Below are 15472 nucleotides of genomic sequence, written 5' to 3' on the forward strand. Positions count from 1 at the left end.
ACCCAAACCGGCAAAAATGATGTATAATACAAAGCACATGCGAACAAGGAGGCTTTCCCATGGCAGGACGCGGTTTTATTCACGACAAATTGGAGATCAAATTTCTCATCCTATACATCGCCGCCCGGGTCATTGAGCCGATCCCCTTCGACACAGTGCTGGATCTGACCATGTGCGACGACGCCATCGACTATTTTGATTTTTCCGAGTGCTTAGCGGATCTGGTGAAAACAGAGCATCTGACCCTCTCCCCCGAGGGGCTGTACGCCATTACCGACAAGGGGCAGCGGAACAGCCAGATCTGCGAGACCAGCCTTCCCTACTCCGTGCGGCTGCGGTGCGACAAGAACCTGGACATCTGGAACCGAAAGCTGCGCCGGAAGAGCCAGGTCCGGGCTACCACGGAGCAACGGAACAACGGGACCTACACCGTGCGGCTCTGTCTGGACGACGACATGGGCAGCGTGATGGACCTGAAGCTCATGGCGGTCCGTCCGGACATGGCCAAGGTGCTGGAGAGCCGCTTCAAGGAAAGTCCAGAGCGCATATACAGCCAGATCATGAACCTTCTGCTGGATGACGGCGAAAGCAGCAAAAAATGACCGTGTATCAAGATGAGAACGGCCCGCCCCAATGGGGTGGGCCGTTCCGTATACCAACTCCTTGTAGTCCCCCGCACCTGCGAGCACAGAAAGGATCCCGCCCCCATTGGGGTCGGGATCCTTTTTCACAGGATTTGCTGGAGCGCGTCCAGGTCACCGGACTGGATGTCTCTGATATGGGCCGCAATCCTTTCCAGAGGCTGATCCCACCATTTCAGCGCCAGAAGGCCGTCGATGACCTCCTGCGGAAAGCGCTTTCGGATGGGCCGGGCCGGAACGCCGCCGACGATGGTATAGGGCGGCACGTCTTTCGTCACCACCGCCCGCGTCCCAACAATGGCGCCGTCTCCAATGGTGACGCCGGCCAGGATCACAGCCTCATAGCCGATCCATACGTCGTTCCCGACCACGATATCCCCCTTGTTGTCCCATGCCGCCACAGGAGACATGTCATGCTCCCAAGCCTCATAGAACAGCGGGAAGGGATAAGTGGACAAAGAGCGCAGCGTGTGATTGGCGCTGTTGAACAGGAACTTCGCCCCACAGGCGATAGAACAGAATTTTCCGATCACCAACCTATCGTGGTTAATTGGATACTGATATAGGACATTATTTTTCTGAAACTCCCGTGGATCGTGAAGGAAATCATTATAAAATGTGAACGCGCCGATCTCAATGCTGGGAGCATCCACCACATTTTTCAAATATACGGTCTGATGGTCTCCCGTTCTGGGATAAACCGTTTTACTGTCTGGAACCGTCATTTCAAAGCTCCTCCCTTGAAATTATTTTTAGACGATCCCAGCCATGGCTTGGCAGCGCTTCACCACCACACACTTCCCTTCTTTATTTCACCACCACATTGGCTTCGCCCAGCGTTTCCTGCGCCTCTTCCACTAACGCCTTATGGAGCAGGACGCTGCTTCCATAGACCTTTCGGGTGTCCGCCATGACCATTTTCACCGGCGTGGTCCCGGGGAACATGGAAAACACCAGCTTCATATGCCGTACTGCCGGATCATCCAGACTGGGGAACTTCAGGAAGAGGGTCTCTCCCTTCAGCAGCTTGTCCCCCTTATGCTGCGGCGCGGTCTCCGGCGGCAGGCCGCCGTCCACGGTGGACAGCGGATAGGCGGAATCGCACATGAGCTGGGGTGCCTTTTCGTCCCGGACAGACAGCCGCCCCTTTACCACTACCGCCTGGTTCTCCCGCAGGTAGGCGCCGCAGGTATCCAGGACCCGGGAAAAACACAGCAGCTCTATGGAGGCAGTGTCGTCCTCCACCACCACATAAGCCATCAGGCTGTTGTTTTTCGTAGTCTTTGTCTTGCTGGAAGTCACCACGCCCGCCAGCGTGACCCGCTGACCATCGGCAAACCGGGTCGGACCGTTTTCCTGGGCAAAGTCCTCTAAAATCGCGCCGATAGTGGGGGCGTTCAGCTTTTTCACAGTATCCCGATACTGGTCCATGGGGTGGCCGGAGAGATACAGACCCGTGGTCTCCTTCTCCATGGTCATCAATTCCTGTGCAGTAAACTCCGGAACATCCGGCAGGGGGATCTCCTTCACAGCCGTTGTGCTGCCGCTGATACCGGAAGCCATAGAGAAGAAGTCCATCTGGCCCTCCAGGTTCTGCCGCTGCTGGGCGGCGGTGGAGTCCAGGACCTTCTCATAGACCTTGATGAGCTGAGACCGGCGGGCGCCGAAGCTATCGAACGCACCGGAGCGAATGAGGTTTTCCACCGCCCGCTTGTTCATCTCGCTGCCCATCATCCGGCTGCAAAAATCGTTGAGAGACGTAAAGGGCGCGTTTTCCCGCTCCCGCATCACCGCCTGGATAAAGCCCCGGCCGATGTTCTTGATGGCCACCAGCCCAAAGCGGATGCCTCCCTCCTCCACCGTAAAGCGGTCGGCGGAGCGGTTGATGTCCGGCGGCAGCAGAGCGATGCCGCAGTCCTTGCATTCGGTGATATACCCGGCGATCTTATCGGAGTTGTCCAGCACGCTGGTCAGCAGCGCGGCCATATACTCCCGGGGATAGTGGCACTTGAAATAGGCTGTCTGATAGGCCACCACCGCATAGCTGACAGCGTGGGCTTTGTTGAAGGCATAGTTTGCGAAGTCGTAGATCTCCTGATAAATGGCCTCCGCCGTAGCCTCTGGAATACCGTTGGCAACACAGCCTGTAATGTTTCTCTCCTTATCACCGTGGATGAAGGCGTCCTTCTCCTTCTGGATCTGGGCAGCCTTCTTTTTGGAGATGGCCCGACGCACCATATCCGCCTGGCCCAGGGAATAACCGCCCAGCTGCTGGAAGATCTGGATCACCTGCTCCTGATAAACGATACATCCATAGGTGACGGACAGGATGGGCTCCAGGGCCGGATGGCGGTATTTGATGAGCTTGGGATCCTGCTTGCAGGCGATGAACCGGGGAATGGAGTCCATGGGGCCAGGGCGGTACAATGCAATAATAGCGGTGATATCCTCGATATTCTGAGGCTTCAGGCCCACACACACGCCGGTCATGCCCGTGGATTCCATCTGGAATACACCGGAGGTCTGGCCCCGGGAGATCATCTCAAAGGTCTCCGGGTCGTTCTCCGGGATGTGATCCAACCGGAAATCCGGCTGGTACGCCTGCACCATTTTCACCGCGTCGTCCAGCACAGTCAGGTTGCGCAGGCCTAGGAAGTCCATTTTCAGCAGGCCCAGCTCCTCCAGCGTGGTCATGACATACTGGCAGACCACCGCTTCGTCGTTCTTCGCCAGCGGCACATATTCATAGACCGGCCGCTTGGTGATGACCACGCCGGCGGCATGGGTAGAAGCGTGACGGGGCATCCCCTCCAAGGCTCTGGCAGTGTCGATAAGCTTTTTCACCTGCGGGTCATTGTCGTAAGAATCGCTGAGGGGTTTGGAGAGCCGCAGGGCGTCATCCAGGGTGATGTGCAGGGTGTTGGGCACCTGCTTGGCGATGACGTCCACATCGGCATAAGGGATATTCATGACCCGGCCCACGTCCCGGATCACGCCCCGGGCCGCCATGGTGCCGAAGGTGACGATCTGGGCCACATGATCGTCGCCATACTTCCGGCGAACATAGTCCACCACCTCGCCCCGTCGGGTATCGCCGAAGTCCATGTCGATATCCGGCATGCTCACCCGCTCAGGATTCAGGAACCGCTCGAAGTACAACCTGTACTCCATAGGGTCAATATCCGTGATATAGAGGCAGTAGCTGACCATGGAACCCGCCGCACTGCCGCGGCCCGGTCCCACCGGGATGCCAACGCTTTTAGCGTACCGCACAAAGTCGGAGACGATAAGAAAATAGTCGGTGAAGCCCATTTTCTCGATCATATCCTGCTCGTACTGGAGCTGCTGCCGGTACTGGTCATTGTCTCCGTAGCGCTCCTGGTAGCCCTCGTCACACAGTTTTTTCAGATAGGAAAAGCTGTCGTAGCCGGGCGGGAGCTGGAATTCCGGCAGGTGGTATTTGCCGAAAGTGAACTCCAGATCGCACATGTCCGCGATTTTGGCGGTGTTCTCCATAGCGTCCTCGTAGTCCGAGAACAGCTCCGCCATCTCCGCCTCGCTGCGGAGATAGAAATTCCGAGGCTCATACCGCATCCGGTTCTCATCGTCCAGTGTCTTGCCGGTCTGGATGCACAGCAGCACATCGTGGGCCTCGGCATCCTCCCTGCGGAGATAATGGGCGTCATTGGTGCAGACCAGCGGCAGGCCCGTCTCCTCATGGATACGCAGCAGATAGCGGTTGACGACGGCTTGGTCCCGGATGCCGTGGTCCTGCAGCTCCAGGTAAAAATGGTCCGGTCCAAAAATCTCGCTCAGCTCCAGGGCGTAATTTTTGGCGTTTTCATACTCCCCGTTCCGCAGCATCCGGGGGATCTCCCCCGCCAGGCACGCAGACAGTGCGATGAGGCCCCCGCTGTGCTCCCGCAGCAGGGCCAGGTCGATGCGGGGCTTGATATAAAAGCCCTCCGTCCAGGCCATGGACACCATGTAGGAGAGGTTGCGATAGCCCTCCTCGTTCTCGCACAGCAACACCAAATGGCGGCTCTCGGCGTCGAATTCATGGATCTTGTCAAACCGGGAGCGGCCTCTGGGAGACACATACACCTCACAGCCGATGATGGGCTTGACTCCCTCCGCCTGGCAGGCGCGGTAAAAATCGATGACGCCGTACATCACGCCGTGGTCTGTGATGGCACAGGCATCCTGCCCCATGGACTTCACGATCTTCGGCAGATCCCGGATGCGGCACGCGCCGTCCAGCAGGCTGTATTCCGTATGCACATGTAAATGGACAAAGGCCATAGCGCCCTCCCTTATTCCTCTTTCTTATCCTCTTTCAGCTTCTCCCCACAGTGGGGGCAGTCATCAGGGACCGAGGGAAGCCGTCCCTGCGTCAGGCTCCCGCCGCAGTGGGGACAGCGGACAGACACAAAACCAAACAGCAAACCGCCAAACGTGGCGGCCAGCCCCGGGATCCCCAAGATGAAAACCAGCGGTCCCACGCCCTCTTGTCCCCCCAGGAGGGCCAAAAGCATACAGGCCAAGCCGCCAAAAAAACAGCCCATGGCAGATCCTCTGCGCCTTGTGACAGTCCATTTTTTCTTTTATAGCTTCTCCGCCCGCTCCGCCAGCAGCTCTTCCACCAGCTCCACCGCTGTGACGACCATGATCCCGCAGTGGTCGGTCACGCCCAGGCGCTGGGCGGCGGGAGCGGCGCCGGCGGGGATCGTTTTGTTCTTCAGCAGATCCCGGCACCGCAGAGCGCCGAATTTTCCGCTGAACCGCTTTTGCAGCTCCCTGGCGAGGCGGCCCGCCTGTTTTTTGCTGCCCATGGGATCGTTGGGGTCCGCCGGGGTCAAGATCCCCAGGGTCATCACAGCCCCGCTGATGGCGCCGCACAGCTCTCCCATGCCAGCGCCGCCGCCAAATCCGCCGCCGATGTCAAAGCTGGCCTGCTCTGTGAGGCCCGTCAGATCCGTGAAGGCCGCCAGTACACTCTGGCAGCAATTGAAGCCTTTTTTATGCAATTCCAATGCCTTTTCGCAGCGATCCATAGCTGTTCTCCTATCTGTGATGAAAAATCACTTTATTTTTACAATCCTCTGGCCAGCTCCATCAGCTTTCGCAGCCGGTGATTCAGGCAGGATTTGGTCACCGGCGGGTCAAATTCCTCCGCCAGCTCGCTGAGGGTCAGCTCCGGATTTTCCAGACGGAGGGCCGCCGTCAATTGCAGCTTGTCCGGGAGCTGGTCCAGCAGGCCCGCCCGCTGCAATCCCCGGATAGCCTCTAATTGCTCCTGGGCGGCCTCCACCGTCTTGTCCAGATTGGCGCTGTCGCAGTTCAGGCGGCGGTTGACGCTGTTCCTCAGGTCCTTTTCGAGCTTGGCGGACATGATCTTCATAGCAGCCACCGGCGCGCCGATGAGCGTGAGGAAATCCTCGATCTGGTCGCTCTGCTTGAAATAGGTGATGAAGCTGCCGCTGCGGGAAAGGCTCTTGGGCGGATATCCGCTCTCCCGCAGCAGGACTTCCAGCTCCCGATTGGCCTGGGCGTGGGAGGTGGTCAGCTCCAGGTGATAGCGCTTCAGGGGGTCCGTGATGCTGCCGCCGCCGAAAAACACCCCCCGCAGAAAGGACGCACGGCAGCAATCCTCCTCCAGAAGGCCGAAGTTGATGTGGAGCACCAGGTTCTGCCGGGGATCATAGCCCAGCAGATTGATGATGCGGTCCAGCTTTTTCCGCTCCGTGATCTGAAAGACCAGCTTGCCCGCCTGCTCCGGTTCCGGCTGCCGGTCAAATTGCAGGTGGAAGGCCCGTTTGAACAGCTTGGGCAGCCGGGCGGCAAAATTGCGGTTTTCCGTGATGATCCGGACCTCTGTGGAATTGAAGGTATTGCAGTACAGCAGAATACCATAGGCCTCCGCCCGGGCGCAGCACAGCTTCTGCACCGGCAGGCGGCACAATTCATTTTTCGTATCAAAGGAAAAGGACATACTCACTCCTCAATGGCAAGGCGATCCGCCCCGTCTCAAGCGGTCAACACCGGCTCGCTCGTAAGGATCTCCCCCTCTGTTTCTCCCAAACGTCGGATCTTGCAGAGGTCCACCGCCGTTTTCCACATGCTTTATGGCTTCTTTTCGACCCGGTAGGCGTCTGCCTTGTAATCGCCCGCGATACGGACGCTGCGCTCGGCGTGGAGCAGGATCAGTTCCCGGGCCAGATGGTCGGGATGGTGGCGAACATAGCCGTTCTCCACCGTGGCCACAGGACGGCTGATGACCTCTACCCCCAGCTTCTTACAGAGCTTTTCGTCCGCCAGCAGAGGTTCAGCACCCTCTTCCGCATACCGGGCGGCAACGCTTTTGGAAATAGGGGAAGAATTGGCCAGACACAGGTCGAACAATCCCTGAGCCGAGTGGTGGAACAGAGCGGCGATGTGGTCGGAAACGGTGTAGCCCTCCGTCTCCCCCTCCTGGGTCATGATGTTGCAGACATAGACCTTCAGAGCGTGGGACGCCTGGATGGCCTCCACGATGCCGTCTACCAACAGATTGGGGATGATGCTGGTGTAGAGGCTCCCCGGCCCCAGGACGATCATATCCGCCTCGGCGATGGCACTCACCGCCTCCGGCAGGGCTTTGGGGTATTCCGGCAGCAGGCGCACCCGCTTGATGCGGCAGTCCTCCTCCTTCTTGCAGTGGAAGATCTTGGACTCCCCCACCACGGTGGCTCCGTTTTCAAACTCCGCTTCCAGGCGCACGTCCGCCGTGGTGACGGGCAAGACCCGGCCGGTGATGGCCAGCACCTCGCTCATGCGGCGCACCGCGTCGTCAAAAGAGGATGACACGCCGTTCAGCGCCGCCAGGAACAGGTTGCCGAAACTCTGTCCCGCCAGCGATCCATCGGTGAAGCGGTAATCCATCAGCTGGCGCATCAGCGGCTCCGTGTTGGCCAGCGCCGTCAGGCAATTGCGGATATCCCCAGGCGGGGGCATCCCCAGGTCCTGGCGCAGCATGCCGGAGCCGCCGCCGTCGTCCGCCACCGTGACGATGGCGGAGATATTTTCCGTATAGCGCTTCAGGCCCCGCAGCATGGTGGAAAGGCCGTGCCCGCCGCCAATGACGGCGATCCGCGGCCCTTTGTTCCGCGGAACACGATAAATTCCGTCCATATGGCTCCTTTCTCTCAGCCGCTCCGGCTCATATCCCGGTGATTCTCTGCCGTTTGATAGCCTTGCTGGCGGATAAACTCCGCCAGGGCGTGGGTCACCGCCACGGAGCGATGGCGGCCGCCAGTGCAGCCCACGGCGACGACCAGGCTGGTCTTTCCCTCCTCCGCGTACAGCGGCAGGGAAAAGGCCAGCAGCTCCTCCAGCCGCTTCAGGTAATCCCCAGTCTGGGGGAAGCTGAACACATAGTCCGACACCGCCTGATCCAGGCCGGTGAGGGGCCGCAGCTCCTCGATGTAAAAGGGATTGGGCATGAACCGCACGTCAAACACCAGGTCCGCATCCAGCGGCAGACCGTGCTTGAAGCCGAAGGACATGACGCTGACGGTCATGCCGCCCTTCTCCCCCGCCGCGGCAAAATAGCTCAGCAGCTCGCTCCGCAGCTGGGCGGTGGAAAGATGGGTCGTGTTCACCACGATATCCGCCCGGTCCCGCACCGGCTGCATCAGCTCCCACTCCCGCCGGACGGCCTCCGGCAGAGAATCCGACCGGTCCCGCAGCGGATGGCGGCGGCGGGTCTCCTTGTACCGCTGGATGATGACCTCCGGCGACGCTTCCAAAAACAGCATGCGGCACAGGCCGTCCATGGCCTTCAATTTATCCAGCACATCGAACAGCTCGTCAAAGGAATTGGCCGTCCGTACGTCATAGACCAGCGCGACCCGGTCATAGCGCCCGTTGCTGACGGCGCAGAACTCCGCAAATTTCAAGATCATGGCGGCGGGCATGTTATCCACGATGTAAAAGCCCATATCCTCCAGGAAGGAGGCCGCTTTGCTTTTTCCCGCGCCGGAAAGCCCGGAAATGATGAGGATTTCCATATAAACGCCCTCTTTTATGCAGTCTCAGCGAACGATCTTCACTTCTGGCTCCAAACGGACGCCAGAGGCGTCAAAGACCCGCTTCTGGATCTGGCGGATCAGCGCCAGCACATCGGCACAGGTGGCGCCGCCCCGGTTGATGACAAAGCCTGCGTGCTTTTCGCTGACCTGGGCGCCGCCCACCGTCAAGCCCTTCAGGCCGCACTGGTCGATCAGCGTTCCGGCAAAATATCCCTCGGGCCGCTTGAAGGTGCTGCCCGCGCTGGGCCATTCCAAAGGCTGGCTGGCCTTGCGGCGGTCCATCAGCTCCCGCATCCGCTCCCGGATGACCGCCGGGTCTCCGGGAGTCAGGCCAAACACCGCGTACAGCACCACTGCCTCCGGACTGTCTGTCAGCAGGCTGCGGCGGTATCCAAAGTCCATCTCGCCGCAGGAAAGGTTTCGGATGCCCGCCTCAGGGAAGAGTATGGATACGCTCCGAATCACCTGGCACATCTCGCCGCCGTAGGCCCCAGCGTTCATACACACAGCGCCTCCCACGGTGCCGGGGATGCCATGAGCAAATTCCAGTCCTGTCAGACCCTGCCTGCAGGCAAAGTCCGCCAGCCGGGCCAACGGCACGCCGGCCTCCGCCAGAACGGCGTTCTCTCCCACCGCCTCCAGCCGGGTCAGCCCCGCCGAGGTATCGATCACCAGCCGGTCCAGGCCCTCGTCAGGCGGCAGCAGATTGGTTCCGTTGCCGATGACCAGAGGCCGCGCTCCGCAGGACGCAGCCCGGTCCAGCAGCAGCACCAGCTGCTCCCGGGTGTTTGGAAAGGCCATCCGCCGGGCGGGACCGCCCACCCGGAAGGAGGTGTGGCGGCTCATCGGCTCCTCGTTCACGATCTTCAGATCCGGCAGATAGTCCGCGATCCATGCATCCAGTTCCGTATACCAGTCCATCCAAGGACCTCCTCACATATGGTCTGCCGGGAACACGCGGCTCCAGCGGTGTTCCGCGGCTATGCCCGGACGATCCGGGCCGCTGGTCAGCGCTTGCCGCCGTCGGCCCGCAGATCGACCCGGCGGGCCAGCTCCTGAGCGGCGTTGAAGCCGAATTTGCGGTGGCGGTTATTCATCGCCGCCACCTCCACGATGCTGGCCAGGTTCCGGCCGGGCCGGACCGGGATCGTAACGATGGGCACCTGAACGTCCAGGATCTGGGTAAAATGGTCCTCGATGCCAAGGCGGTCATAGAATTTTGTCTGATCCCACGGCTCAAAATGGACCACCAGGTCCAACTGAGACTCCACCTTGATGGCACGCATGCCGAACAGCTGCCGCAGATCAATGACGCCGATCCCCCGCAGCTCTAGATAACAGCGGATGACCTCTGGCGCGGTACCGATCAGCTGGTCGGAGATGCGGCGCAGCTCCACCGCGTCGTCCGCCACCAGGCGGTGGCCCCGCATGATCAGCTCGATAGCCGCCTCACTCTTGCCAACGCCGGAATCGCCGGTGATCATCACACCCTCGCCGTAGATGTCCAGGAGAACACCGTGGCGGGTCACGCAGGGGGCCAGCATCCTGTTGAGGTAATCAATGGTGTGGCTGGTGAATTCCACCGTGGTCTCCTGGGTCCGCAGCAGAGTCTTGCTGTGCTCCCGGGCGCTTTCCATGCACTCTTCAAAGCAGTCCAAGCCCCGGGAGATGACCAGGGCGGGAATGTCATACAAGAACAGGTTGTCAAAGCATTTCCGGCGCTGCTCTACCGTCAGGCCCTTGAGGAACATGACCTCTGCCTTCCCGATGACCTGCAGGCGCCGCGGGTCGAAATAGTCATAAAAATCGTGGAACTGCAGACCTGGGCGGTTTACGTCCGTAATCGTCAGCATGGCGGTCTCATATTCTCCGCCCCGATTCAGTACCTCTAAATGAAAGGCCTTTACAAAATCTGTGATTTTCAAGCCTCTGTCGTGCATGCTCTCTCCCTCTCTTTCCGCGGGCCGGGACCGGTCCGCCTATCCTTCGCCGCCGTGGGAACACCCGGCCGCGCGGTCAAAAAATCTCTTGGGGTCTATTCTTTTGTATTATATATGAATTTCCCTGATTCCGCAACACCTTCGCCGATTTCTCCCTATACCCTTTGTGTTATCGGCAGGCCCTATGTCGATTTCACTGTCTCCTTGCAATGATCTATAAAGCAGGATATAATGGTTTCAAAACGGCAGCTCGGGAGCTGGGGGCGTTATTATGGAGGAATTGTTGGTTTATGCGATTTTGCTTTATGAGGAATTAGTAACGGAAAATGAATATAACAAACGGCTGGATGAATTATTTCTCAACGACCCTAAAAATGATGACCTGCTTTATTTAGAATGGGAAACGGACATTAAAAAAGCTGTCACTTATGTGAGAACAAACTTTGATTACAATCGTCTTGACGTTGAGCGGCTCGGCAGGATTTTAATGCGAAAATTAAAGGAGATTTATGCGGATTGCTCGGATATAAAATATTTTGCAAGTCGAATGTTCAGCTTATGGGAAAGCCTGCCCGGGAACATTCAGAACATAGAACCCTTCTGGACTCTAAGTTATGCTGATGAGCCCTTATCATGGGGAGACGAAGAGCAGACCAGAGACATGTATGAGCGTATGCTGAATTACTATAAGGATGAGGATGAAGTTCACATAACAATTCCTGTTTTATAGGGCTGTTCGGATTCAGCAGGAACCTTCCTCTGTCAATTCAACGAAGTGAGGTTCGCTTGTGCCTAAAACGGCACAAAGAGTAAAAGAGGGGACCAGGTTCCGCCTCTGGCAAAAAACTTCATTTTTCTGAAAATTCTTCTTGCATTTTCAGAATATTTCTGGTATCATACCATTTGTGCCTGTGAATCGCGGCATGGTTAGTACGCAACAGCAAGGAGGTGCAACGGATGGCAAAGTGCGAGTTTTGCGACAAGGGCGTGACCTTTGGTATTCAGGTCTCCCACTCTCACCGGCGTTCCAATCGTTCCTGGAAGCCCAATGTGAAGCGTGTGAAGGCGATCGTCAACGGTTCTCCCCGCCATGTGTATGTTTGTACCCGGTGTATGCGTTCCGGTAAGGTCACCAGAGCGATCTGAATCGTGCAAACAAAGATCCCGGACTTCGGTCCGGGATTTTTCTTTTTGTAGAAAATCAGAGCGCCGCGACAAAAGCCGCGGCGCTCTGTGATAGTTACAACCAGGCAGTCTCCAGCAGTTCGTCCTTCTTGGCGCGGGTCATCAGTTCCGCCACCACATCCCGGGCGCTCTTGCCGTTGTACAGCACCTCATAGGCGCAGCGGCAGATGGGCATGTCCACCTGCTCCCGCTCCGCCAGCTGATGGATGCTCTCAGCGGCGTAATAGCCCTCCACCACAGCGCCCACCTCTTCCATGGCCTGCTGGACGGTCTTGCCCTGACCGATCAGGATGCCCGCCCGGTTGTTCCGGGAGTGCATGGAGGTGCAGGTGACGATCACGTCCCCCATGCCCGCAAGACCGCCGAAGGTGCGGCGGGTGCCGCCCAGCTGCTCCCCCAGGCGGGTCAGCTCCGCCATGGCGCGGGTCATCAGCAGGGCCTTGGTGTTGTCCTGATAGCCCAGGCCCGTGACCACGCCGCAGCAGAGTGCCACCACGTTTTTCAGGGCCGCCGCCAGCTCCACGCCGATGATGTCATAGCTTGTGTAAATGCGGAAATAGTCGTTCATGAAAGCGTCCTGCACAAACCGGGCCGCCGTCCGGTCCGGGCAGGCGGACACACAGCCGGTAGGCATCCGAATGCCCACCTCCTCCGCGTGGGAAGGGCCGGAAAGGGCAACCACTTTACAGATATGATTAGTGGTCTCCTGGAGCACCTGGCTCATACGCAGGTTGGTGTCCCGCTCAATGCCCTTGGAGACGGACACCAGAACGCTGTCCTGCCGCAGATAGGGTGCCAGTCTATTCCCCGTCTCCCGGACGGCAAAGGAGGGCGCCGCGCTGACCACCAGGTCCGCGCCCTCCAGGCAGCTCAGGTCTCCAGTGATCTTCAGGCGATCCGGCAGGCGGACGCCCTCCAGCAGCGGATTCTCCCGAGTCCGGGTCATCTCCGCCGCCTTGGCGCTGTTATGGGACCACAATGTTACGTCATGCCCGTTGTCGCAGAGGACCATGCTCAGGGCCGTGCCCCAGCCACCGCTGCCTACCACCACTGCTCTCATGGCCATTCCTCCTATTTTTTATGATGGAAGCTAAGTTTATTCTCATTTCCCTGGATCAGCCGCTTGATATTGCCCCGATGCTGCCACACCACCAATCCTCCGCAGGCAAAGGCCAGGATAACAATGACGGGATCGGGATAGCAGTACCAGGAGATGAAGGGAAAGCTGGCCCCGGCCCAGAGAGAGCCAAGGGACACATACCGGGTCAGGATGGTCAGGATCAGAAAGCCGCCCCAGACCACCAGGGCGATGCGCCAGTCGATCATGATGGCGATGGTGCCGCCGGAGAGAATGCCCTTGCCGCCCTTGAAATGGAACATGCAGGGGAACATATGGCCCAGCAGGCAGAAGAGGCCGGCCCAGTATTTTCCAAACAGCGCCGCCTCAGGGTCCAGACTGGAAAACGCCCACGCGCTCAGCAACAGAGCAATGACTGCTTTCAGCACGTCACACAGGATCACCACAGCGGTCAAGGGACCGCCAAAGGTCCGGTAAAAATTGGTCAGCCCGGCATTGCCGCTGCCGTGCGTGCGCACGTCGTCCCGCAGGATATACTTGGAGACGATGACCGCACCGTTGAAGCAGCCCAGGAAATAGGATGCCGCAGCAGTGACCGCCGCCGCCAGCACCATCTGGTCCACAGCGGGCATGACATAGATATATCCACTTCCTCCGCCGCTCAAAAGCATCGCCATTGCTCACTCCTCCTTGTCGCCCTTCTGCCGGATAGAGATGACCACAGGCGTGCCCTCCAGGCCGAAGGTATTGCGGATGCAGTTTTCCAGATACCGCTTATAGGAGAAGTGGAACAGCCGGGCGTCATTGCAGAATACCACGAAATGGGGCGGGCGAATGCCCACCTGGGTCATATAGTAGATCTTCAGGCGGCGGCCCTTGTCCGTGGGCGGCTGGACCCGGGTCTGGGCGTCCGCCAGCACGTTGTTCAGCATGCCGGTGGTGATGCGGAGGCTGGCCTGGTTGGAGACATAGTCGATCAGCTCAAAAAGCTTATCGACCCGCTGGCCGGTCTTGGCGGAGATGAACAGGATGGGCGCGTAGGGCATGAAGGCCAGATCCTGGCGGACCTTCTCCCGCATGTGGTCCATGGTCTTGCCGTCCTTCTCCACCAGATCCCACTTGTTGATGACGATGATGCTGGCCTTGCCCGCCTCGTGGGCCAGGCCGGCAACCTTGGTATCCTGCTCCGTCACGCCCTCGGTGGCGTCGATCATAATAAGGCACACATCGCTGCGCTCGATGGCCATGGTGGCCCGGAGAACGCTGTACCGCTCGATGTCCTCCTCCACCTTGGACTTTTTGCGGATGCCCGCGGTGTCGATGAACACGAAACTGCCCTGTTCGTTTTCAAAGCGGGAGTCGATGGCGTCCCGGGTCGTGCCGGCCACGTCGGAAACGATGACCCGGTTCTCCCCCAGGATCTTGTTCACCAGGGAGGATTTTCCCGCGTTGGGCTTGCCGATGACCGCCACCTTGATGGCGTCGTCCTCTTCTTCCTCCTGGTCCTCCGGCGGAAAATACTGGACACAGGCGTCCAGCAGGTCGCCGGTGCCGTGGCCGTGAATGGCGGAGACGGCGATGGGGTCTCCCAGCCCCAGGTTGTAAAACTCGTAAAAATCTGGATCCACCGCGCCGGTGGAGTCCATCTTGTTCACCGCCAGCACGATGGGCTTGCCGCTCCGCAGCAGCATGCTGGCCACCTCGTGGTCCGAGGCGGTAAGTCCGGTCTTGATGTCCGTCAGGAACACAATGACCGTGGCGTTCTCAATGGCGATCTGGGCCTGGTCCCGCATAAAGGACAGGATCTGGCTGTCGGCCCGCGGCTCAATGCCGCCGGTGTCGATCAGGGTAAAAGGGCGGCCATTCCAGTCCGTCTCCCCATAAATGCGGTCCCGGGTCACACCGGGGGTATCCTCCACAATGGAAAGCCGTCTGCCGATCAGCTTGTTGAACAGCATGGACTTGCCCACGTTGGGCCGTCCCACGATGGCAACGATGGGTCTCATCGGCTCTCACATCCTTTCTGAGTTTCTCAAAAATGTATTTATATTATATCCGGCAGCCGTCTGGATAGCAAGTTAAAAAATCCCTACCCCATTTCATGACCAGCCCGGTGCTGATTTGATGATGGGTGTTCCAATCCATGACCACGGTGGTGATATTCTGGATAAAAACATCATAGCCGGCCATATCATCGCCGGAATCGTCCTATCCATGCAGCCAATCATACTACCGTCCCTGCGGGCGATATAGTCGTCCGAGCCGGCGGCAGTAAACACTGCCGCTTGTCTCGCACCCCTCTTCCGCATGGTGGGCAAAAAGCAAGGAGGGAAGATCCTCTTCCCTCCTAAGCAAGCTTTCAAATCCTTATTTCGCGACGACGGACTTGACGGTCTTGACCTCGCGGCCATTGTAGCTGCCGCACTCCTGGCACATTCTGTGAGGCAGGTGCAGCGCACCGCATTTCGGGCATTTGACGAGGCTGGGGGCCGCCAGCTTCCAAGTGGAGCTGCGCCGCTTATCGCGTCTTGCTTTGGATACTTTTCCCTTAGGTACTGC

At 58.8% G+C, this 15472-nt stretch carries 16 protein-coding genes; 3 read left to right on the forward strand and 13 right to left on the reverse strand.

Annotated features, from left to right (window positions below; all coding sequences use genetic code 11):
• Positions 1 to 59 precede the first annotated feature (59 nt).
• Positions 60 to 602 carry a DUF4364 family protein gene (locus tag Q0Z69_RS05970; protein WP_298030774.1) on the forward strand — a complete coding sequence of 181 codons (543 nt, stop codon included), beginning with the start codon at positions 60 to 62 and terminating at the stop codon, positions 600 to 602.
• Between the two features lie 125 nt (positions 603 to 727).
• Here Q0Z69_RS05970 and Q0Z69_RS05975 read toward each other — a convergent pair whose 3' ends face one another.
• From Q0Z69_RS05975 to hprK, 9 genes are all read right to left on the reverse strand, one after another.
• The gene (locus Q0Z69_RS05975) at positions 728 to 1366 is read right to left on the reverse strand and encodes a CatB-related O-acetyltransferase (RefSeq protein WP_298030777.1); all 639 of its coding nucleotides are present in this window, start codon (positions 1364 to 1366) and stop codon (positions 728 to 730) included.
• Between the two features lie 82 nt (positions 1367 to 1448).
• The gene (locus tag Q0Z69_RS05980; protein ID WP_298030779.1) at positions 1449 to 4943 is read right to left on the reverse strand and encodes a DNA polymerase III subunit alpha; all 3495 of its coding nucleotides are present in this window, start codon (positions 4941 to 4943) and stop codon (positions 1449 to 1451) included.
• An 11-nt stretch (positions 4944 to 4954) separates the two neighbouring features.
• Positions 4955 to 5206, reverse strand: a complete 252-nt coding sequence (locus tag Q0Z69_RS05985) for a hypothetical protein (protein ID WP_298030780.1) — start codon at positions 5204 to 5206, stop codon at positions 4955 to 4957.
• A 39-nt stretch (positions 5207 to 5245) separates the two neighbouring features.
• Complete coding sequence (locus Q0Z69_RS05990; RefSeq protein WP_298030782.1) at positions 5246 to 5695, reverse strand: C-GCAxxG-C-C family protein; 450 nt, start codon at positions 5693 to 5695, stop codon at positions 5246 to 5248.
• 38 nt (positions 5696 to 5733) lie between these two features.
• Entirely contained in the window at positions 5734 to 6633 is a 900-nt protein-coding gene (whiA, locus tag Q0Z69_RS05995; RefSeq protein WP_298030784.1) for a DNA-binding protein WhiA, read from the reverse strand.
• Positions 6634 to 6764: 131 nt separating this feature from the next.
• Positions 6765 to 7811, reverse strand: coding sequence for a gluconeogenesis factor YvcK family protein (yvcK, locus tag Q0Z69_RS06000; RefSeq protein WP_298030785.1), 1047 nt, complete (start codon positions 7809 to 7811; stop codon positions 6765 to 6767).
• Between the two features lie 14 nt (positions 7812 to 7825).
• On the reverse strand, positions 7826 to 8689 hold the full coding sequence (gene rapZ, locus Q0Z69_RS06005; protein ID WP_298030788.1) for an RNase adapter RapZ: 864 nt from the start codon (positions 8687 to 8689) through the stop codon (positions 7826 to 7828).
• Between the two features lie 24 nt (positions 8690 to 8713).
• Positions 8714 to 9631, reverse strand: coding sequence for a UDP-N-acetylmuramate dehydrogenase (murB, locus tag Q0Z69_RS06010; protein WP_298030789.1), 918 nt, complete (start codon positions 9629 to 9631; stop codon positions 8714 to 8716).
• An 86-nt stretch (positions 9632 to 9717) separates the two neighbouring features.
• On the reverse strand, positions 9718 to 10650 hold the full coding sequence (hprK, locus tag Q0Z69_RS06015) for an HPr(Ser) kinase/phosphatase (RefSeq protein ID WP_298030792.1): 933 nt from the start codon (positions 10648 to 10650) through the stop codon (positions 9718 to 9720).
• Between the two features lie 271 nt (positions 10651 to 10921).
• On the opposite strand from hprK, the gene Q0Z69_RS06020 reads away from it, so the two are divergent.
• Both Q0Z69_RS06020 and rpmB read left to right on the forward strand, forming a co-directional pair.
• A complete protein-coding gene (locus tag Q0Z69_RS06020; RefSeq protein WP_298030795.1) occupies positions 10922 to 11380 on the forward strand; it encodes a hypothetical protein in 459 nt (152 codons plus the stop codon).
• A 227-nt stretch (positions 11381 to 11607) separates the two neighbouring features.
• Complete coding sequence (gene rpmB / locus Q0Z69_RS06025; protein ID WP_298030797.1) at positions 11608 to 11796, forward strand: 50S ribosomal protein L28; 189 nt, start codon at positions 11608 to 11610, stop codon at positions 11794 to 11796.
• A 94-nt stretch (positions 11797 to 11890) separates the two neighbouring features.
• Here rpmB and Q0Z69_RS06030 read toward each other — a convergent pair whose 3' ends face one another.
• The 4 genes from Q0Z69_RS06030 to rpmF form a co-directional block, all read right to left on the reverse strand.
• Positions 11891 to 12895: an NAD(P)H-dependent glycerol-3-phosphate dehydrogenase gene (locus Q0Z69_RS06030; protein WP_298030799.1), complete on the reverse strand. Its 1005-nt coding sequence runs from the start codon at positions 12893 to 12895 to the stop codon at positions 11891 to 11893.
• Positions 12896 to 12906: 11 nt separating this feature from the next.
• Positions 12907 to 13590: a glycerol-3-phosphate 1-O-acyltransferase PlsY gene (gene plsY, locus Q0Z69_RS06035; protein WP_298030801.1), complete on the reverse strand. Its 684-nt coding sequence runs from the start codon at positions 13588 to 13590 to the stop codon at positions 12907 to 12909.
• 3 nt (positions 13591 to 13593) lie between these two features.
• Complete coding sequence (der, locus tag Q0Z69_RS06040; RefSeq protein WP_298030803.1) at positions 13594 to 14919, reverse strand: ribosome biogenesis GTPase Der; 1326 nt, start codon at positions 14917 to 14919, stop codon at positions 13594 to 13596.
• Positions 14920 to 15280: 361 nt separating this feature from the next.
• Positions 15281 to 15472 (reverse strand): 50S ribosomal protein L32 (rpmF, locus tag Q0Z69_RS06045; protein ID WP_298030805.1); only part of this gene is annotated, 192 nt, incomplete at its 5' end.

Origin of the sequence: uncultured Dysosmobacter sp. (assembly GCF_947631165.1) — a bacterium.
Taxonomy (GTDB): Bacteria; Bacillota; Clostridia; order Oscillospirales; family Oscillospiraceae; genus Oscillibacter.